This window comes from Devosia sp. ZW T5_3 (genome assembly GCF_044987315.1).
Classification (GTDB): domain Bacteria; phylum Pseudomonadota; class Alphaproteobacteria; order Rhizobiales; family Devosiaceae; genus Devosia.
Window position 1 is genome coordinate 168,724 of the sequence record NZ_JBJDRE010000003.1, and the last position, 20,516, is coordinate 189,239.

General features: G+C 61.9%; 18 protein-coding genes. 4 read left to right on the forward strand and 14 right to left on the reverse strand.

The window, feature by feature from the left end; genetic code table 11:
- Position 1 precedes the first annotated feature (1 nt).
- The 10 genes from ACI3KW_RS04985 to ACI3KW_RS05030 all read right to left on the reverse strand — a co-directional run bounded on the left by ACI3KW_RS04985 (position 2) and on the right by ACI3KW_RS05030 (position 10,443).
- Positions 2 to 760, reverse strand: coding sequence for an ABC transporter ATP-binding protein (locus ACI3KW_RS04985; protein ID WP_404847173.1), 759 nt, complete (start codon positions 758 to 760; stop codon positions 2 to 4).
- On the reverse strand, positions 757 to 1,764 hold the full coding sequence (locus tag ACI3KW_RS04990; protein WP_404847174.1) for an iron chelate uptake ABC transporter family permease subunit: 1,008 nt from the start codon (positions 1,762 to 1,764) through the stop codon (positions 757 to 759). Before ACI3KW_RS04990 ends, ACI3KW_RS04985 begins: the two co-directional genes overlap by 4 nt.
- Positions 1,757 to 2,716 carry an ABC transporter permease gene (locus tag ACI3KW_RS04995; protein WP_404847301.1) on the reverse strand — a complete coding sequence of 320 codons (960 nt, stop codon included), beginning with the start codon at positions 2,714 to 2,716 and terminating at the stop codon, positions 1,757 to 1,759. Before ACI3KW_RS04995 ends, ACI3KW_RS04990 begins: the two co-directional genes overlap by 8 nt.
- A gap of 64 nt (positions 2,717 to 2,780) precedes the next feature.
- The gene (locus ACI3KW_RS05000; RefSeq protein ID WP_404847176.1) at positions 2,781 to 3,689 is read right to left on the reverse strand and encodes a siderophore ABC transporter substrate-binding protein; all 909 of its coding nucleotides are present in this window, start codon (positions 3,687 to 3,689) and stop codon (positions 2,781 to 2,783) included.
- Between the two features lie 130 nt (positions 3,690 to 3,819).
- On the reverse strand, positions 3,820 to 5,745 hold the full coding sequence (locus tag ACI3KW_RS05005) for an ABC transporter substrate-binding protein (protein WP_404847177.1): 1,926 nt from the start codon (positions 5,743 to 5,745) through the stop codon (positions 3,820 to 3,822).
- 23 nt (positions 5,746 to 5,768) lie between these two features.
- Complete coding sequence (locus tag ACI3KW_RS05010; RefSeq protein ID WP_404847178.1) at positions 5,769 to 6,665, reverse strand: ABC transporter ATP-binding protein; 897 nt, start codon at positions 6,663 to 6,665, stop codon at positions 5,769 to 5,771.
- Positions 6,662 to 7,486 (reverse strand): ABC transporter ATP-binding protein, encoded by an 825-nt coding sequence (locus tag ACI3KW_RS05015; protein ID WP_404847179.1) that lies wholly within the window; start codon positions 7,484 to 7,486, stop codon positions 6,662 to 6,664. Before ACI3KW_RS05015 ends, ACI3KW_RS05010 begins: the two co-directional genes overlap by 4 nt.
- On the reverse strand, positions 7,483 to 8,322 hold the full coding sequence (locus tag ACI3KW_RS05020; protein ID WP_404847180.1) for an ABC transporter permease: 840 nt from the start codon (positions 8,320 to 8,322) through the stop codon (positions 7,483 to 7,485). The genes ACI3KW_RS05015 and ACI3KW_RS05020 overlap by 4 nt, the downstream gene beginning before the upstream one ends.
- A gap of 3 nt (positions 8,323 to 8,325) precedes the next feature.
- Positions 8,326 to 9,324 carry an ABC transporter permease gene (locus ACI3KW_RS05025; RefSeq protein WP_113123839.1) on the reverse strand — a complete coding sequence of 333 codons (999 nt, stop codon included), beginning with the start codon at positions 9,322 to 9,324 and terminating at the stop codon, positions 8,326 to 8,328.
- Between the two features lie 3 nt (positions 9,325 to 9,327).
- Positions 9,328 to 10,443 carry a glycoside hydrolase family 172 protein gene (locus tag ACI3KW_RS05030; protein WP_404847181.1) on the reverse strand — a complete coding sequence of 372 codons (1,116 nt, stop codon included), beginning with the start codon at positions 10,441 to 10,443 and terminating at the stop codon, positions 9,328 to 9,330.
- A 339-nt stretch (positions 10,444 to 10,782) separates the two neighbouring features.
- Between ACI3KW_RS05030 and ACI3KW_RS05035 the strand changes: the two genes are divergently transcribed.
- Positions 10,783 to 11,787, forward strand: a complete 1,005-nt coding sequence (locus ACI3KW_RS05035; protein ID WP_404847182.1) for a LacI family DNA-binding transcriptional regulator — start codon at positions 10,783 to 10,785, stop codon at positions 11,785 to 11,787.
- Between the two features lie 29 nt (positions 11,788 to 11,816).
- Here ACI3KW_RS05035 and ACI3KW_RS05040 read toward each other — a convergent pair whose 3' ends face one another.
- The gene (locus tag ACI3KW_RS05040) at positions 11,817 to 12,620 is read right to left on the reverse strand and encodes an alpha/beta fold hydrolase (RefSeq protein ID WP_404847183.1); all 804 of its coding nucleotides are present in this window, start codon (positions 12,618 to 12,620) and stop codon (positions 11,817 to 11,819) included.
- Between the two features lie 315 nt (positions 12,621 to 12,935).
- On the opposite strand from ACI3KW_RS05040, the gene ACI3KW_RS05045 reads away from it, so the two are divergent.
- From ACI3KW_RS05045 to ACI3KW_RS05055, 3 genes are all read left to right on the forward strand, one after another.
- Positions 12,936 to 14,369 (forward strand): MFS transporter, encoded by a 1,434-nt coding sequence (locus tag ACI3KW_RS05045; RefSeq protein WP_404847184.1) that lies wholly within the window; start codon positions 12,936 to 12,938, stop codon positions 14,367 to 14,369.
- A gap of 335 nt (positions 14,370 to 14,704) precedes the next feature.
- Entirely contained in the window at positions 14,705 to 15,829 is a 1,125-nt protein-coding gene (locus ACI3KW_RS05050) for an NADH:flavin oxidoreductase/NADH oxidase (protein WP_404847185.1), read from the forward strand.
- Positions 15,830 to 15,926: 97 nt separating this feature from the next.
- The gene (locus tag ACI3KW_RS05055) at positions 15,927 to 16,361 is read left to right on the forward strand and encodes a hypothetical protein (RefSeq protein ID WP_404847186.1); all 435 of its coding nucleotides are present in this window, start codon (positions 15,927 to 15,929) and stop codon (positions 16,359 to 16,361) included.
- Here ACI3KW_RS05055 and ACI3KW_RS05060 read toward each other — a convergent pair whose 3' ends face one another.
- The 3 genes from ACI3KW_RS05060 to ACI3KW_RS05070 form a co-directional block, all read right to left on the reverse strand.
- Positions 16,362 to 17,591: an FAD-dependent oxidoreductase gene (locus ACI3KW_RS05060; RefSeq protein ID WP_404847187.1), complete on the reverse strand. Its 1,230-nt coding sequence runs from the start codon at positions 17,589 to 17,591 to the stop codon at positions 16,362 to 16,364. It abuts the gene before it with no gap.
- The gene (locus tag ACI3KW_RS05065) at positions 17,592 to 19,517 is read right to left on the reverse strand and encodes a potassium transporter Kup (RefSeq protein ID WP_262166816.1); all 1,926 of its coding nucleotides are present in this window, start codon (positions 19,515 to 19,517) and stop codon (positions 17,592 to 17,594) included.
- 155 nt (positions 19,518 to 19,672) lie between these two features.
- Positions 19,673 to 20,287 carry an NAD(P)H-dependent oxidoreductase gene (locus ACI3KW_RS05070; RefSeq protein WP_113123847.1) on the reverse strand — a complete coding sequence of 205 codons (615 nt, stop codon included), beginning with the start codon at positions 20,285 to 20,287 and terminating at the stop codon, positions 19,673 to 19,675.
- Positions 20,288 to 20,516: the final 229 nt, after the last annotated feature.

Consider the following 20,516-nt stretch of genomic DNA (forward strand, 5'->3'; position numbering starts at 1 on the left):
GCTATTCGTAATAGATGCCGATACGGCGCTCCCCGATCAGCTCGACGCGGACCGGGGTCTGGTAGATTGCGGTGAGCACATCGCTGGTGATGATGGTTTCCGGCGGGCCTTCATGGGCGATCCTACCGTCCTTCATGCAGACGATGTGGTCCGAATAGACCGAGGCGAAATTGATATCGTGCAGCACCACCACGATGGTCTTCTTCAACTCGCGAGCGGCGCGGCGCAGCTGCTGCATCATGCTGACGGCATGCTTCAAATCGAGATTGTTGAGCGGCTCATCGAGCAACACATAATCGGTGTCCTGGCAGAGCACCATGGCAACGAAGGCGCGCTGGCGCTGGCCGCCCGACAGCTCGTCGAGGAAGCGGTCGGAAAGTTCGGTGAGATTGAGATAGCCGATAGCCGCGTCGATATGGGTCCTGTCCTCATGCGTCAGCCGGCCTTTGGTGTATGGATAGCGGCCGAAACTCACCAGGTCGCGCACAGTGAGGCGCGCGGTCATGTGATTGTCCTGCCTCAGGATCGAGAGCCTGCGCGCCAGCACGTCGCTCGCAGTGGTGATGACATCGAGCCCATCCACCGTCACGGTACCCCGATCCATGCTCATCAGTCGGCTGATCATCGAGAGAAGCGTCGATTTGCCGGCCCCGTTCGGTCCGATGATCGAGGTGATGCCGCTCCTGGGTAAGGTGAGCGAGACGCCGTCGACGACGCTGGTGTTGCCGTATTTTTTGGTGACCTCATCGGCGACGATCATCGTGCGGCCCTTCGCAGAACGAGAATGATGAAAACGATGCCACCCAGGAACTCGATGATGATCGAGAGCGCGGTGTCGAAGGCGAAGATGCGTTCCAGAATGGTCTGGCCACCGACAAGGCACGTGATAGCCAGCAGCGCCGCCGTCGGCAGCACATAGCGGTGGCGGCTATTGCCGACCAGCGAGTGGGCCAGTGTCGCGACCAGCAAGCCGAAAAAGGTGATCGGCCCGACCAGCGCCGTCGACACGGCAACCAGCACGGAAACCAGCATCAGGATGATGACCACCGTGCGCCGGTAATCGATCCCAAGGTTGATGGCATGGGACCGGCCCAGCGCCAGCACATCGAAAGTGTGTGCCAGCCGCATTGCGACCAGGCTCGCCAGCAGCACTATGCCGCTGGCAATGAACAGCAGCGTGGTATCGACAGTAGCAAAGCTCGCAAAGAAGGAATCCTGCAACACCTGGAAGGCGTTCGGATCGAGCATCCTTTGCATGAACTGGCTGAGGCTGCGGAACAGGATGCCGAAGACAATGCCAACCAGCACCAACAGGGTCAGATTGCGCTCCTCGCCCAGAAACAGCCAGCGGAACAGCAGGCCGGAGAACACCAGCATGACGACGATCTCGATGCCGAACCGCAATTGCGGATCAATGCCGGTCAGCGCACCGACCCCGAGAAAGAACACCGTCGCCGTGGTCAGCAACACATAGAGCGCATCAAACCCCATGATTGAGGGGGTGAGGATGCGATTATTGGTGACGGTCTGGAACAGCACCGTCGATATCGCCACCGAATAGGCGACAAGGCACAACGCCAGCAGCTTCCGCCCGCGGAAGGGAATGACAAAGCTCCAGCTGCCCTTGGCGCCGAGCACCATGAAGCAAACAATCGAGATCAGGGTCAGCGCGCCAAGGACCAGCAGCACGAAGGCCGGACGGGACAGCCCGCCGATACGGCGCAGACTAGGCGCGGGAACGGGAGTGGTGGCGGATTCAGGCATGGCGGCGTGTCCTCAACAGCAGATAGAGGAACACCGCGCTACCGATGACGCCGACCACGACGCTGATCGGGATTTCATAGGGAAACCGTATGATGCGGCCAAGGATGTCACAGGCCAGCACGAAGCCCGCCCCCATCACCACGACCCAGGGCACCGTTCGGCGCATATTGTCGCCAACCATCAGGCTCACGAGATTGGGAATGATCAGCCCGAGAAAGGGGATCGAGCCGGCGGTGACCAGCACGGTGGCGCTGACCAGCGAGACGATCACCAGCCCCAATACCATGACCCGCTGGTAGTTGAGGCCAAGATTGGTGGTGAAGTCCCGCCCCATGCCGGCGACGGTAAAGCGATCGGCCGCGATATAGGCGAGGATGGCGCAGCCAAACCCGATCCACAGCAGCTCGTAACGCCCGCGCAGAATGCCCGAGAAATCACCCATGTTCCAGGCGAGCAAAGACGGCAACAGCTCGAAGCGGTAGGCGATGAAGCTGGCCACAGCGCCAACGATGCCGCCCAGCATGATGCCGACCAGCGGCACCAGCATTACGTCACGCAACGGCACAGCGCGCAGGATGCGCAGGAACAGGGCCGTGCCGGCGAGCGCAAATCCCGCTGCAATCAGCATTTTGCCCATCAACGGCCAGCCGGGCACGACAAGGGTGGCCACAAGAAAGCCCAGGCCCGCCGACTCGGTTGTGCCGGCAGTCGAGGGCTCGACGAACCGGTTGCGTACGATCATCTGCATGACCAGACCCGCCACCGCCATGGCGCTGCCCGACAGGATAATCGCAAGGGTCCGCGGAATGCGGCTGATCAGTAGCACCTGCATCGGCCGGTCTTCCGGGCTGGCCGACAGCAAGCCCGGCAGCGAGATATTACTCACGCCGATGAAGAGGCTCACGATAGCGAGCGCGATCGTCACCGCGATGGCGAGGCTGAGCATGCGCACCGGCCGGCCTTCCATGTTGTGCACCGCCCGGCCCGCTATGCGCCGGCCGGGCGGAACAGGGGAATTAGCCGTTGAGGCCGGCGAGCACTTGATCGAGCATCAGCATCACGCCGGTATAGCCGTGCATGGTGATATAGGCGGCCTGGGGATCGAGATATATGATGTGGCCGGCCTGCGCGGCCTTGGTCTGGTTGATCAATTCGTTGTCGAGCAGCGCTGCCGCGGCGCCGCTCGATTCCCCAGTACCCGCATCACGGTCGACCACGAATAGCCAATCCGGATTGGTCTCGAGCACGAATTCAAACGACACGCCGTCGCCACCATGGTCGCCATCCTCGACATCGGGCATGGCCGAGGGAATGCCGAGCTGATTGTGGATCCAGGCGACGCGGCTATCGGGTCCATAGACGCCCAGATTGCCGGCATTGGTCACCAGCACCAGCGCATTGCCCTTGCCTTCAGCGGCAGCCTTCACCTCGGCAACCTTGGCATCGAGCGCTTCATTGAGTTCTGCGGCCTTGTCCTGCAGCCCGAAGATTTCACCAAGCTTGGTGAGGTTGCCCTCGATACCGCCGATAATGTCGGCATTGTCCGCCAGCGACATGTCGATCGTGGGCAGGATGTCTTTTGCCGTGCCATAGGCCTCGGCCGAACGGGCCGCAACGAAATACACGTCCGCGTCGGCGGCAGCGATCCCTTCGAAATCAGGCTCGAACAGCGAACCAATCCGCAGCGCGTCGGCAGGGACAGCCTCCTGCAGGTAACGCGGAGCGTTCGAAGCGGGCACGCCGGCAGCAACCACGCCCAAGGCGTGCAGATTATCGAAGGTCGCCCAATCCTGCACCAATACCTTGGTGGGAACACCCGACAAGCGGGTTTCGCCCTGGGCGTGCGCAACCACAATGTCCTGGCCAACGGCCGCCGATGTCGCGAGCACGGTGGCGGCGAGGGCGGCGAGCAAAACTGATTTCATGAGCCGTTCTCCTGTTGAATGAGAAGGCTCTACCTAATATGACAATGCTTATCAATTTTAAAACCCGCGACATTTGGGCTCAAGCGCGGATGGTCCAGCGGCGGGCATCCACCCGCCGTTGGAAGTCGTTTTACTGGGCGGGCGCAGCCGGCTCCAACTGGGCGGCAATGAACTTGAAATTGCTCCACCACCACCACGGACCTTCGTAGTAATTGTCCGCGGCAGGATAATTGGTCCAATAAGTCTCGTTGACCGGCACGAACTTGGAAGTGCCGAACATCTCGATCACCGGCAGGCCTTCCACCAGCTCCTTGAGAATTTCCGTGCCGGTCTCGACGATCTTGGGATCATCGGCCGGCATGGCACGAAGCCCGTCGATCAGTGTGCTCAGCTCCTCATCGACATAGCGGCCCTGGTTGGAGGATGTCGGCACGCCGTTATCGCGGACATAATCCTTGTGCCAGCCTTCCATCCGCACGAACAGGTCGGGCGTGATGGCGCAGGACGAGCCCCAATAGGAGCCAACCTCATAATCGCCGGTGTTCTCCGCGGTGAAGAACGCGCCAGCCTGCATCTGCTGCACCTGGGCCGGAATGCCGAACTGGGTCCACTCATTGGCGACCGCAAACGCGAGACGCTGTGACTCAATCTCGAAATCGGCGGGCGCCAGGATGTTGATGGTGAACGGGGTACCATCGGGCTTCATCCACTGGTTGCCATTCTTGGTAAAGCCGGCCTCCTCGAGCATTTTGGTGGCCTGCGCCGGATCGTGCTTCCACCAGCCGACCCCCAGCAGTTCGCGCAGTGCCGCGGGGTCTCCGGGAATATTCTCCACCCCCTCCGAGCGCAGCCGCTCGCCCAGACGCAGGGCATAGTCGGCATCGAACGGCTTGTAGCCGTCTTCCAGCGTGAACTCGCTGAGCCATTGGCTCATCGGCTGATGGTAGGTGTCCATGAGCACGGTGGTCGGCGGAATGGCGAGCGGAGACGCCCGCAGCATGCCCGAGAACGTGGCGATGCTGGCCTGCTCGAGATTGATCGCCAATGCCAGCGCCCAACGGGTCTTGGCATCGTCATATGGCGCCTTGGATGTATTAAAATGCATCCCGCGCTCGCATGGGTCATCCAGATTGGCATAGGGGAAATCGGTGAACCAGGCGCGCACCTTGTCGTTTTGCCCGCGCAGGATATCCAAGCTTTCCGGTGAAATGTCAGTCAGAATGTCGATATCATTGGCGGCCATGGCCAGCACGCGGCGCTCTTCCGTGCCGAAGCTGCGGAACAGCACATATTGCGCCTTGGGCTCGCCGATGATCTGCCCGACATCGGAATTCTGCCAGTCCTCGCGCTTCTCCCACAGGAACCAGGTTCCATTGGGGTCGTGGTCCTTATATTTGTAGGCACTGATGGAAACCGGCGGGAAATTCTGGAATGTCGCCGGGTCCTGCTTCTCCCAGATGTGCTTGGGCACGACATGGAAGGAGTTCCCATAGATCACCGAACCCAACACCACCGACAGGCGCGGGGTTGGCCGCGTGGTGGTGATCTCGACGCTGTTGTCGTCCACCTTGGTGATCGATGCGATCTGGTCGCTATAGGCGGCGCTATAGGCGAGCGCCGACGTATTGCGGATCATCTGGTCGGTGAACACCACGTCGTCGGCCGAGAACGGCTGGCCGTCGCTCCAGGTCAGGCCCTGGCGCAGCTTCACCTGGAACACGGTGAAGTCCTCATTGGGCACCGGCATTTCGGCGGCGAGGTCGGGAATCTGCGTCCCCTTGGCGGTGTCGATATCATAGAGCTGCGCACCGGCCAGCTGGTGATAACCCTGATTGATGGTCACGCCCTGCTGGTACATGTTCATGTTGGTCGGGTTGCCAACGCGGGCATTGAGCATGTCCACGACGAGCGTCTGTTCGCGCGGCGTGCCCACATCGGTCATCTGCTGCGCCCAGGCCGGCAGGGCCGAACTGGTGAGCATGGTGCCGCCGAGGGCCACCGCGAGTCCGAGGGCGAATAGTCTGCTTCTGGCGCCGTTGCGTAGGGAATTTTTCAACAAGATCTCCTCCTCTTGCTTGGTTAAGCGTGACGGTCAGTTTGGTGCATTGGCGCACCTGCCTGCCCGGTCGGGTTGGTTCGATATTTGGCGTCGATAGCAGCGAACTCGCCCCAGCGTTCCTCGACGGTTGGGATCGCGGCCATCAATTCGCGGGTATAATTATGCGTGGGATGGTCCAGGATGTCGGTCGGCACGCCGCTCTCCACCACCCGGCCGGCATTCATGATCGAGACCTGGTCGGACAGGTAATAGGCGGTCGAGAGGTCGTGCGTGATGTAGATGAAAGACACGCCCTGCTCTTCCACGATCTGGCGGAACAGGTTGACAATGCTCATGCGCAGCGACGCGTCGACCATGGACACCGGCTCGTCCGCAACGATCAGCTTTGGCCGCGGAATAAGGGCGCGTGCCACACTGATGCGCTGCAGCTCGCCGCCGGAAAACTGGCGGATATACTTGCCACGAATGCGCTCGAGGCTCAGCCCGACCGAACGCAGCGCACGGTCGCAAACCTGGTCCACCTCGGCGCTGCTATGGGCGATTTTAAGGTTGATCGCCGTCCTGCGCAGATAGTCCTCGATCGGCAGATAGGCACTGAATGCCTCGAAGGGGTTCTGGAAGATCGGCTGGACCAGCCGGCGAAATTCGAGGTCGTCGATGCGATCCTTGTGCCTTCCGGTCAACGGGCGGCCAAGCAGGCGAATGCTGCCCGCGCTGGGCTCGACCAGCCGCAGCACCATGCGGGCCAGCGTCGTCTTGCCCGAGCCGGACTCCCCCACGATGGAGAAGACCTGCGGCACCGCCGGCATGGAGAAGGACACATTGTCCACCGCCTTGAACCCACTGCCCGAGAACAGCCCGCCCTTGCGGTATTCCCGGCTGACGCCATCCACTTCGAGAATGGGAACGCCGCTCATGCGTGCTCTCCCACCATATCGGCCGAGCGCTTGCCATGCAGGCGCGGTAGCGAGGCGATGAGGTTCCTGGTGTAATCGTGCTGCGGATTGGCAAAGATCTCGGCCGTTGGCCCGGCCTCCACGATCTTGCCCTTGTACATGATCGCCAGCCGATCGGTGATCTGGTAATGCACGCCCATGTCATGGGAGACCAGCACCAGGCTATTGCGCTGGCGCCGCTGGATTTCGACCATCATCAGCAGGATCTTCTTTTGCACCACAACGTCGAGCGCCGTGGTGGGCTCGTCGGCAAGGATGAGGCGGGGATTGACGAAGGCGGCGATGGCTACCAGCACCCGCTGGCGCATGCCGCCGGAAAGCTGGTGCGGATAGGCATTGAGCACATTTTCCTCAAGCCCGAAGCCGGCCAGGAAATCCACGATCCGCTGCCTGAGCGCTCTGCGGCCACCCTGCCGCTCGCGATCGGGCAGCCCGTCGATCACCTGTTTCTCGATTTTCATCAGCGGGTTGAGCACGCTCATCGAACCCTGCGGGATATAGCTGATCTGGTCCCACCAGAGCTTGCCGAATTCACTCGAGGGCGCGTCGATCACCTGCCCGGTCCGCGCATCCTCGAAGCGTCCGCGAACGGTGCCGCTCTTGATCCGCAGTCCGGTAGAAAAGTCGCCATACACGGCCCGCATGAGCGTCGACTTGCCCGAACCGGATTCCCCGGCGATGCCCAGGATTTCGTTGTCATTGATGGTGAGGCTCACCCCGTCCACAGCGGTGACGAAACCGGACGTGCCGTAACCCACCGTGACATTGTCTATGCTGATCATACGCTCATCCTCCGGGTCGCGGACTGCATGGACAGGCCCGAGGACACGAGGAAAAGGCCGATGAACAAGAGGACGATGGACACCACGGGCGACCCGACCCAGACAAACTTGCCTGCCAGCAGCGCCTGATAGTTGATGGCCCAATAGATCATGGTGCCCAGCGTCGCCTGCTGGGCGCTGGAGAGCCCGATCACCGCGACGGCGCTTTCGGTTGAGATACCCACCAGCACGGTGTTGATGAAATTGGCCGCGGACCACCCCGCAATATAGGGGAAGATGTGGCGCACCAGGATGCGGACACTGGATTCCCCACTGAACCAGGCGACGTTGATGAACTCGCGCTCGCGCATTGTCAGCGCCACGGCCCGCACCTGCCGTGCCGGATACGGCCAGTTGAAGAGCACCAGGATGAGCCCGATGATCGGCAGCGCCAATTGCCCGCCGAACAGCGCCGCCATCAGGATCAGGATCGGCAGCGAGGGAATGCACAACAAGGCATCCATGAAGAACGACAGCACCTTGTCGAGCCAGCCGCCGGCATAACCGGCGGCCAGGCCGAGAAACACGCCGATGACGGTGGAAAGCCCGGCCACGATCAGCCCCAGCAGCAGCGAATTGCGCAGCGCATGGGTCAAAAGCCAGAACACGTCCTGTCCAAGGCTCGTGGTGCCCAGCAGATATTCGGCGCTGGGGTTCTGGTTGCGGGGCGCCGTGTACCAGACCAGGGGGTCCGATGGTGCGAACCAGGGCAATATCACGCCCATGACCACGAACACGGCGACAAGAAAGAGGCCGAGATACAGTCGAAATGGCGCATGGGTGAAAAAGCTGCGCATGGTCTATCTGTGCCTGATACGGGGATCGATGAGCGGGTAGATCAGGTCGATCACCATGGTCGCCGTGGCAACCGCGATGACCGAAAGGCTGATCGTGCCCATCAGGAGGTTGAAGTCGCCCTGCAGCACTGCCGAATAGATCAGCAGGCCCAGGCCCGGATAATCGAACAGGATCTCGGTGATCAGCGATCCGTTGAACATCAGCCCGATCTGCAGCGCCAGGAACGTGATCTGCGGCAGGATGGCATTGGGCAGCACATAGCGGGTGAGAATGCGCCCGTCGCTGAGCCCCTTGAGCCGGGCATAGCGCACGAATTCTTCTTCCCGCAGCGCTGTGGTCTGCGCCTTCACCGAGATCACCCACCAGCCAAACACCACGATGACGATGGACATGGCAGGCAGGAAGGAGTTCCAGGCAATGCTGGCGATCAGGTCCCAACTCCACGGCGCCCCGCGAATGGTGGTGGTCAGCGGAAAGATCTTCCACACATAGGAAAACAGGATCGAGAGCACGAGCGCCAGGATGTAGTAGGGGATCGGATAGAGGCAGATCGCAATGCCTTCCATCACCCGCGAACTGTTGCTGGTCGGGCGCCAGCCCGAGAGCAGCCCAACGAAATTCCCCAGCACCCACGCGATCAGCGTGGAGACTAGCAGCAGCCCGAAAGTCCAGGGCAGCGCGTTCCAGATCAGTTCCATCACCGGGGTCGGATACATCGATAGCGACGGTCCGAAATCGGCGGTGAAGACGATGCGCTTGATGAAGGCCCAATACTGTTCCAGCAGCGAGCCATTGAGCCCGAACGTGTCGGCAAGCGACTGGCGCAGCATGTCCACCTGCGCGGCGTCCATATAAGCGCCTTGGGAGGCGACCTTGGCCAGCATGGCTTCGACCGGATCGGTGGGCCCAAGCCGCGGCACGAAGAACAGCACGGTGAGCGCGAAAACGATCACCAATACATAGACCACGAGCCGCCCGGCAATGTAGCGGAGAAGGTTCATGGCCTAGATGACTTCGAGATAGTCGCGGTCGGGCAGCTGCGAGAATGGCGCGGTGGGCAACACCTGGTACCAGAAGGCGACCGAGGCGATGTCGTCCTGCAGCGGCAGGTAGCGCCGCTCCTTCTTCTCGGTGCGCCAGCCTAGTGCCTGCATGGTGACCCGCAGGTCGGTGTCGAAGCGGATCGGATCATGGATATGCCAGCGATACATGCCGAAGCGCATCTGGCTCTGGTAGACGCCATCGGGCCGCAGCACCTGCGGCAGCCCGGCATAGGGCGTGGTGAATTCGCGGTAGGCGCTCTCCATGGTCTCATCGACCACGCCGCCGTCGAAATTATAGGCGCCGCAGAAATAATCCTCGGTACCGGTGCCGCAAATGGTGGGGAATTGCTTGTCCCCGTCCATGAAGAATTTGATCTCGCCTTCGCCCCACCAGCCCGAATTATTGGTGCCCCAGGCTATGTAGGTGCCCACATAATGGCCCTTGCCCTGCACGCCATCGAGAATGGTGTAGTCCTGCTTGAACGGCAGCGGATTGGTGCGGCGGAACTGCGCATGAAAATAGGCGGCGTCCCCAGGCACCTCGGTCAGCGCATAATTCACCTGGTAATAGATGATGCCATGCTCGTCAGGATCGCGGTTTTCGATCGTGATGCGGGCGCGCTGGCGGAACGGCATCTGCCAGTAGCAATTGAAGGCGCGGCCCGGATTGACGCAGACCGCCAGCGACGTCACCTGGGCGAAGCGGTTCCAGCCCGAGCAGAAGAAGTCGCCCACCGGCGCCTCGACGGAGGGATGCTCCTGGTCGTCCCAGTAGATGCGCAGAATAAGGTCGCGCCAGCGCAGATTTGCCGTGGTCAGCCAGATCTGCTGGATGGCGCCCGGACCTTCGATATCGGCAAGCAGCCGGGTTTCACCGGGCTCGATACGGATGGATGGCGAAACCTTCCAGCCCTGCCCCAGGCCACGCGCGCAGCTGGCGCCGGTGCCCTCCGTCGCCATGCCGCCGCGGCCCTTCTCCCCGGTGAAGTTCTCGGGAGAGATCGAGCGGGTCCTGGCATCCGATAGGCGGTAGAGATTGCCGAGATTGAGGTCGAGGCCGGAAAAAGGTGCGTTCATGAATTTGCCAGAGTGAATGAGGTCAAAGCGGGGACGGACACGGGCCAGCCAAGCGCTGGCACATGGGTGAAAGGACGGCGCCACCGACGCTCGCAAAAACGTCGGGAGAGGCTGCCACTCGTGAATGATTAAGCTCGCGGAACCGCGGCTAAGCGCTGTCGAATAGGCTCATGCATCGTTCTCCCTGAAGGCGATTCGGCACTGCACTCATGTCAGTTTGGCCATCTGCCGCCGGGAATTGTTTCCCGACGAGCAAACCGTAGCACCAAAAAATCGGTTTGCAAATGCATTCACAAACCGATTTGCAAACTGCCCGCTTGGATGCTAGCGAATTAACCCATGACAACGATCTCCAAGGTTGCCGAACGCGCCGGCGTGTCCCGGACCACCGTGTCGCATGTGCTCAATCATGCCGACCGCGTGTCCCCGCATCTGCGCGAGCGCGTGATGCAGGCCGTGGCGGAGCTGGGCTATTTCCCAAATCCGCAGGCGCAGAGCCTGCGGACCGGCCGCACCAATATGGTCGCCATGCTCATCCCCGACATCCGCAACCCCTTCTATCCGGAGCTGGTCAAAACCGTGCAGACCGACCTGGAGGCGGTCGGCCTGGACACCCTGATCTTCAACACCGATGTCCCCGGCGGCCATAGCCAGGAGCATGTCTACGAATATCTCAGGCAAATTCGCAACAAGCGGGTCGATGGCCTGATCATCGGCGACTTTGCCCTCCACGGCATGCACGACGCCCTGTTGAGCATCGACATCCCCACGGTCTTTATCGGCAAGCTCCCCAACCAGGCCGTCGATAGCCTGCGGGTCGACGATGAGAGCGCATGCTACGACATGGGCAAGTATCTGGCAGAACGCGGTCACCGCCGCGTTGCGCAGATCACCGGCCCGCATTTCTTCAGCGAGGCGATGGACCGCGCCCGCGGTCTGCGCAATGGCCTACTCGATAGCGGGCTAGCGCCGGATGACATCCTGGAATGGGAAGGGACATTCCTGGCGCCATCCGGAATTGAAGGCATCGACTGGCTGCTAGAGACGCATAAGCAGGCCATGCCCACGGCACTATTCTTCGGCAACCACCTGATGACGCTCGGCGGCATCGCCCGCCTGTTCGACCACGGCATCCGCATCCCGGAAGACCTTGCCGTCGCCGTCTACGGCGACCAGCCACAGATGAACTATATCCGCCCGCACCTGACCCGCGCCGGGGTGCAACCGGCCCTGCAAGCCAACATGGCCACGCAGATGCTGCTCGAACGCCTCAACGGCACCTATAGCGGTCCTCCCCGCACCAAAGTGCTGACCGGTAGTCTTCAGAAAATGGACAGCGCCTAGCGGGGAGGAGCGGCACGCAGGTGAAATGCCTATTCACCGCCTCCGATAAATCCCAGCGCAATCTCGGCCAGCTGCGGCGAGATCATCGTGTAATGCGTCAGCCCGGGAATGATCGCCAGCCGGTTCTGGTTCATCCCCGAGCCATCCCAGCCCGCATCATGCTGGCCGCCACCCAATAGCTCGAAGAACTGAGCCATGTGGCTGGTCTTTATGGCGTCCCAATCACTATAAACCAGCATGGTCGGCATTTTGAGACTGCCAATCTCGGCGGAATAGTCAAAACCCCCGCGCATCATGTCGCCCACCTTGTCGAGCAGAATCGGGAAATGTTGCTCCGCATCGGGCTGTTCAGCGGCATAGGCATTGTAGAGCGGCGAGCCCACCATGCCGGCCGCCATCTCGCCGGTCATGGCGCGCATGCCTTCGGCATTATAGCTGTGCCAACCTTCGAACGCATAGGGCGCGGACACAACGATCAGCTTGCCGACCAGCTCGGGCCGATCGAGCGCCAGCCGCAGCGCGGTCGTCGCCCCCAGCGAATAGCCAAGCACGGCCGGATGATCCAATTTCAGATATTCGATCACGCCGGCAACGTCGGCGGCCATAGCCTCAAAGCTCATCGGCCGCTCGAACGGCGCTGTATGGCCATGCCCCTGCAGGTCGATGCCGATGACCTGGTGGTTCTCGGTCAGAGTCCCAATGATCGGCGCGAAACTGCTGGCCGACATCAGCCCGCCATGCAGCAGGACGATGGGCGTACCCTGCCCGTGCACCTCATAATAAATCTCGACGCCATTGACCGGCGCATAGCCTGATTGAACGGGAGTGGGCATGGTGGGAGTCTCCTCTGAGGTTTGAGCAAGGGCTGGATTGACGGCGGCGAATGCCGTCAGCGCGACAAGTGAGCGAAACAAGCGTGCGAACATGGTTTTCTCCATTCGAGCACGGGAGCCAGGCCACAATGGCCGGCTTTGACCACACGACGAGCAAACCAGCCGCAAATCGACATGCCCCGCCGTTTTTCCCGCCCGCCTGTGCTAGCCTCGTCCAAGAGCGGGTTTTTCGACACCGCCCAATAAAACAAGCAATTGCTTTTTTAATTTGCCAGATATAACAAGAACCAACTTGTTTATTCCAGGGAGGCTTATATGTCTGAAACTTCCAGCAGCGGCAGCTGGGCGGAGATCTTTGCGCCGCGCTATGCCACGGTCACGCTGATTCTGTGCCTTGGCGTTGCGCTCTTCGCCTTCAACGCCTTTCTCGCTGGCACGGCGCTGCCCACCGCAGTGTTGCATCTGGGCGGCATCGAACTGATTTCCTGGGCGCTGACGCTCTATCTGGTCTTTGCCATCATGGGTGGCGCCGGCGCCGCGCTGATCAAGCAACGCCTCGGCTCGCGCACCGCCTTGCTGGCCCCCAGCGCCGTGTTCCTCGTCGGCACGCTGATCGCTTCCAATGCCTCCACCATGACCGAAGTGCTGATCGGCCGCTCGTTCCAGGGCCTGGGCGAGGGCATCGTCGCGGCAATCTGTTTTGCGCTGATCCCCGAACTCTTCCCCTCCCGCCTCGTGCCCAAAGTGTTCGGCACCCAGGCCTCGGTCTGGGCCGTGGCCGCCTTTGGCGGACCGCTCGGCGCCGGGCTCTTGACCGAACTGGTCTCCTGGCGCGCCGCCTTCCTGGTCAATGTGCCGCTGGTGCTGATCTTTGCCGTGATGGTCATGTTCGTCGTACCCGGCAAATCCAGGGATGCCGATACCCAAAGCCCCGGCTTTCCCGGCATTCGCCTGCTCACCATTGGCGGCGGGATCATGCTGGTTGCCCTGGCCAGCATCGCCCCGCCGCTGCACGCAACGGCATTGCTGGTCGGCGCCGCATTGCTGCTCGCTGGCTCGGTCCTGCTCGATCGGCGCAGCCGCGTCCGCCTGATGCCGACGGGCGCCTTCTGGCCCAATTCGGTCATCGGCAGCGGCTTCTGGGTCGTGCTGCTCATGCCCATCGCCGGCGCCTCCGCGGCCGTCTATCTGGTGCTGCTGGTGCAGCAACTCTGGGGCTATGGCCCCACCCTGGCCGGCGCCATCGGTGCGGTCATGGCCGTGGCCTGGAGTCTCTCCGCCATCACCGTGGCCAATGTGCGCGAGCGCGAGACGCGCAAAGTGCTGATCCGCACCGGCCCTGCCCTCATCACGCTTGGCCTCCTGGGCGTGCTGGTTGGCCTGCTCACAAGCCAGATCGCGATCGTCCTGATCGCACAATTGGCGATCGGCGCGGGATTTGGCATCTGCAACGGCTATCTCAATCTGACGCTGATGGAATCGGCCACCGATGCCGACCGCGACCGCACCTCGGCCCTGCTGCCCACCACCCAATCGGCCGGCAATGCCATCGGCGCGGCTCTGGCCGGCGTGGCCGCCAATTCGGCCGGCTTTGCCACCGCCGTCACCGCCGACCAGATTCACCACGCCATCGTCCCGGTCTTCGTGCTCGGAGCGGCGGTGGCGGCCTTGTCCTTCGTCGCCGCCCTCCGCATGACCGGGCTGGTCGGCCGGCAGACCACGCAATCCAGCTTCGCCACGGCTCGCTAGGCGAGCCCGATCCAGTCCCCTCCCCCCTTGAGGGGCAGTGTTTCACTCCGGACGCGTTCAAGAATGCGGTGTCATTCCCGCGAAAGCGGGAACCTCCGTTCTGGGATGCGAGCCCAAGTAAACAGAGGTTCCCGCTTTCGCGGGAATGACATCGTGAGTGGTGCGAGTTCAAGATGAGCCCTCCCCCTCGAGGGGGAGAGCGGCAGACCGCGGCTCACAAACCACCTTGCAGGCCGGACTCAGTGAATGTTCCATCGGCACTTGCCGATGGATACGGGAATGTGCATGCTTGTGGCGGCCGCCTCCCGGCCCTGTTTGACCGCCACGAGCCCCCTATGCCCCAGCTTTTCTCGCCTGCCAGCCTGCGCGGCGTCACCCTGCGCAACCGCACCGTCGTCGCCCCCATGTGCCAATATTCGGCCAAGGATGGCTTTGCCACCGATTGGCACCTGGTGCATCTGGGACGCTTTGCCATTGGCGGCTTCGGGCTGGTGATCCTGGAAGCGACTGGCGTCGTGCCGGAAGGCCGTATCTCCTATGGCGATCTGGGCCTGTGGAAGGACGAACACATTCCCGCCCTCGCCCGCATCGTGCAATTCATCCAGAGCCAGGGCGCAGCGGCGGGCATTCAACTGGCCCATGCCGGCCGCAAGGCCTCGACACCCGTGCCGTGGCGCAACGGCTTTGACGAAACTGAGGCGGAAAAGCACGCCATCGGTTTCGAGAGCTGGACCCCGGTGGGCCCCAGCCCGCTCATCCATGCCGAAAATCGCAATTTCACCAAGCCCACCGAATTGGACGAAGCGGGCATCGCCCATATCGTCGAGGCCTTCGCGGCGGCGGCAGTGCGCGCCAACCAGGCCGGCTTCGACACGGTCGAAATCCACGCGGCGCATGGCTATCTGCTCAATCAATTCCTCTCCCCGCTCGCCAATAAGCGCACCGATCGCTATGGCGGCAGCCGGGAAAACCGCATGCGGCTGGTGCTCGAAGTGGCCGAGACTGTGCGCGCCGTCTGGCCCATGGACAAGCCCTTGCTGGTGCGCCTGTCGGTGAGCGATCATCACCCCGATGGCTGGCAGACCGAAGACAGCGTCGTGCTGGCGCGCGAACTCAAGGCGCTGGGCGTCGACGCCATCGATTGCTCGAGCGGCGGCTTTGATGGCGCCTCGATCAAGACCGGCCCCGCCTATCAGGTGCCGCTGGCCAAGGCCGTGCGCGACGGCGCCGACATTCCCGTCATGGCCGTCGGCCTGCTCGGCGGCGACCCCAAGGCCGATGACGCATTGATCGCCAAGGGCCACACCGATTTCATCGCCCTGGCGCGCGGCGCGCTCGATGATCCCAATTGGCCCCAGCATGCCCAGCAGAAGCTTGGCATCACCGATTATGATCTATGGCCCAACCAGACCAAGCGCGTGAAGGAATGGCAGCGCGTGATGAGCGCTATTGCCGAATAGCAACGCAGCCAACCTAAATTCGCCGTTTTTTCCCCGCTCCCTTGGCGGGCGCGGGGATAATCACCAGATGCATGGTGAGACACGGGAGAAGTGCCGGATGGATACCAAAGCTGCGATCATTGCTTTGCTGAGCGTTTGGGGCGTTGGCGCGGCAAGTTTGCCCGCCGCAGGCCAGGATGCCCAGGACGTCGAAGACGCCACCGACGATGCCGGGGAAACCGCCAACCCGCTGCTCAACAAGGTCTGGGTCCGCACCGATGACGATCCCTCGCGCCCCGGCCCGATGCAGATTTTCCTCGAAGACGGCACGCTGGTCTCCGACAGCTGCTGGGAAACCTATCGACTCTCCAAATGGCAGCAGGTGTCCGACACCGCCATCAGCTGGGACGAGGACGGCATGACCATCAATGCCGATATTTCCAGCGTCACCGCCACCGAACTGGTACTCAGCCTCAAGCTGGGCAGCGACGTACAGGAACAGCATTTCACGCTGGCCAGCGTGCCCTATGTGTGCCCGGACGTGGTGAAGTAGCTAGCCGCGCGGCGGTGCCTTCAGTTCCAGTTTCTTGATCGGCGAGAGCAGCGCCCCCGCGACAATTGCTGCCAGCAATTGCGGGGCCGGCGGGATTTTCGCCAGCACCGACACGAATAGGTCGCGGATCACCGGCAGCACGCGGCTATCGGATTGATAGAACGGCGTGAACATGGCGCTGAGCGCCTGATAAAGCCTGACATGGCCGCGCCGCAGCTTGGCGTAATGCGCCAGCGCCTTGCCCAGATCATCGGGATGCTCACGCAGCGCCAGGTGTAGCGCGCGGGCGTCGAGCAGCGCCATATTGGCGCCCTGCCCCAATTGCGGGCTGGCCGAATGGGCGCTGTCGCCGACAAAGGCCAGCGCCTCACCAACCGGCACCGTCATGGTGTGGTGGGCATAGCGCGCCAGGGTCATATCGGCAAAATCGTCCACAGCATCGAGATGGACTTGCACGCCCGGCCAGTGGCTGAGCACCTCCGCCTTCCAGGCGGCCAAGCCGTTTTGACGGATCGCTTCGTAGTCGTCTGGCTTGAGACTCCAGAAGAAAGCCGCCAGTGGCGGGCCATCAGCACTCGAACGCCCGATGGGCAAGACGCCGATCATGACGCTGGCCGCCCGGTAGCGCTGCGTCAGCGCCGTCGCCTCAAACCCTTGCTCATGCCAAGGGACAGTGCCCCAGATGGCGCCAAATGGCAGGCTGCGCGATTTGCCCTGCCCGGCGGAATGGAGCTTCAAAGGAGAGCCGCCACCCAGACAGTCGATCACCAGATCGAATGGCTCGGTACGCTGCTCCTCGGCCAGGATAACCGCGCGGCGTCCATCGGATAGATCGCTCAGGCCAGCAACGGCATGGCCGGTGCGGATGGGAATCCCCGCCGCCAGCACGGCGTCATGCAGCACGCTGAACAGCGCTGCGCGGTGAATACCAAGCCCGCGCCCAATACCCGGCAGGCTATTGTAGCGCACGTCGAGCACCACCCGGCCGGTGCGGGCGTCGGTGCCATGCAAGCGCTCGATGGGTGCGCCGAGCGCCTCTATGGCGTCCAGCAATCCGAGATCGTGCAATACGGCCTGGCCCGTGGGCTGCAGGATAAGCCCCGAGCCCAGCGGCTTGGGCGCGTCGAACCGCTCGAGGATGACCGGTCTGTGTCCTAACCGCCGCATATAAAGCGCAGTGGCGAGGCCAGCCGGCCCCGCGCCACAAATGGCGATATCCAGAGACGTCAACTACAGCACGACCTGCGTACCGATTTCCACGACGCGGCCGGTGGGGATATGGAAATATTCTGTCGCGTCGCTGGCATTGCGCGCCAGCCGGGTGAACAACCGATCCTGCAGATTGCGGATCAGGCCATTCTTCAGCCCGGGCTTCAGCGAGCGGCGGGACAAGAAGAAGGACGTCGACATGATGTCGAACTTCCAGCCCAGCTTGCGGGCCAATACCAGTGCCTTGGGAATATTAGGCGTTTCCATATAGCCGAAGGTGACGACGACGCGGCTGAACAGCTCATTATAGGCGTCGATGGTCACTTTCTCGTCGTCAGGCACGCGCGGCGAGGCCGAGGTGCGCACGGTGAGGATGACGTTCTGCTCGTGCAGCACCTTGTAGTGCTTGAGGCTGTGCAGCAGCGCCGTCGGCGCGCCTTCGATATCGCTGGTGAGAAACACCGCCGTACCCGGCACGGTATTGGGCTTCTTCTTGGAGAGATTGTCGACCAAAAACTGCAACGGCACTTCGTCGCGTCGGGTCTTTTCCGACAGGCGGCGCCGACCGGCCATCCAGCTCCACATCACGACGGCGACCAACGCGGCAACCACCGCCGGCACCCAGCCGCCCTGGAACAGCTTGGAGGCATTGGCAACGAAGAAAGCGCCATCGAGCATGGCAAAGAACACGCCAAAGCCGATCACCGCCAGCGGGTGCCACTTCCAGTTGCGCCACATCACCACCACTAGCAGCATCAGCGTCACGATCATCACGCCCGACACGGCAATGCCATAGGCATGCGACAAGGCGGCCGAGCTGCGGAACGCCACCACCAGCAGCAGCACGCCGACCATCAGCATGGCATTAATCTGCGGCATGTAGATCTGCCCGCTCTGGGTTTCGGAAGTGTGCTCCACCACCATGCGCGGCAGCATGTTGAGCGCGATGGCCTGCTGGGCCAGGCTAAACATGCCCGAAATCACAGCTTGGCTGGCGATGATGGTGGCCGCCGTGGCCAGTGCCACAAAGGGCACCAGCGCCCATTCGGGCTGCATTTCAAAGAACGGGCTCTCGACATTTTCGACGCCGACACGGAGCACGAAGGCCCCCTGCCCGAAATAGTTCAGCAGCAGGCACGGAAACACCATGCCGAACCAGGCGATGACGATCGGCTTGCGGCCGAAATGGCCGAGGTCGACATAAAGCGCCTCGGCACCCGTAACGGCCAGGAAAATCGCGCCGATGACCACAAAGGAAATGCCGATATGGGTGGCGAGGAATTCGAGGCCCAAAAACGGATTGATCGCCCACAGCACCACAGGATAATCCACGATATGGACCAGCCCCGATATGCCCAGCGTCAGGAACCAGATCGCGGTGACCGGCCCAAAAACAATCGACACCTTGGCCGTGCCGAACCGCTGGACCATAAAGATGCCGATGATGATGACGATGGTGATCGGCACCACGAAGCGCGTCAGGTCAGGCGCCACCACTTCCAGGCCCTCGACGGCTGACAGCACCGACATGGCCGGCGTAATAATGGCGTCGCCGAAAAACAGCGCCGCCCCCACGACCCCGAGCCCGGTAATCCAGGCCGGTGGATTGGTGAAGGTCTTGCGCGCCAGGGCGATCAGCGACAGCGTGCCGCCTTCCCCGTTATTGTCGGCGCGGGTAACGAAGAAGATGTATTTGACCGCCACGGTCAGGGTCAGCGCCCAGACGATCAGCGACAGCAGGCCCAGGATTTCGGTGGCGCTCGAGGCGGCGCCGGGGCGGATATGCATGGCCTCGCGGAAAGCATAGATCGGGCTCGTGCCGATATCCCCATAAACCACGCCGAGCGCCCCCAGAACGAGGACGGGCAGGTGCTTGTCAGGATGGGAATGTACGGCGCCGCTCGCATCGACTCCGGCGGTGTCGCCGGCAGCGTTCGTCTGCGTCATGAACCTTGTGCTCTCTTGATCAGGGCGGGCGCCGCTATACACCCGCCGCCAGTCACACACAACACCATGTCGCCACATTGGTTTCAATGCAACAGGGGCCGTCCCTTCTGGAACGGCCCCTGCTGGTAAACGAAGGTTTGGAGGTCTTCGTAAGGCTATTCGGCGGCCTGGGCGACAGCAGCGTCTTCGTCACGCGCGGCCTTGGTTGCCTTGGCCCACCAGGTCAGCTGGTTCAGCATGTCATTGGCGGAGTTGCCGATCGAGGCTTCGAGGTCAGCGATGGTCTTGGTGCCACCAAAACCGGGATGCACGGCAGCAAAGTCGGCACCACCGATATGCACGGCCGAACGGGTCGGAACCATCTGCAGCTCGACGCCGATATTGCGCAGGTGCTCGACGGCGCGCGCGCCACCAACCGAACCATAGCCCACAGCGCCGAACGGCTTCTTGTTCCAGTTCACATAGGCCTGGTCGAGAGCGTTCTTCAGGGCGCCGGTGATCGAGCGATTATATTCAGCGGTGACGAAAATATAGCCGTCGAATTCGCTGATCTTGTTCTGCCAACGAACGGCTTCCGGATTGGCCGAAGGCATCCAGGCATTGGAAGCCATTTCGTCAAAGAACGGCAGGTCGAAGTCGCGCAGGTCGACGATTTCAGCCTGCAATTCGGGGCGCTCGTTGACCTTGTCGGCGATCCACTTGGCAGGCAGTTCACCAAAGCGGGTCGGGCGGGTGGACGAGATAATGACGGCAATCTTGAGTTTGGACATTGGAGCCCTCCTTGGTAACAAATCGTAACTGAGGCGATATATGTGCCTTTAACGAAAGCTGGCAAGGAGGCACTATTTGGTGGTGCGGGGACATTGATTGTCCTTAGGCACATTTATGTAAGCATTGGTGTGAGCTGGATTTTTTATGGTTAGGACACCGAATCTGCCCTAATCAAGCCGCGCCGTCAGCTTATCCCTGACGCACTGTTCGACCTGCTATGACAGTGGT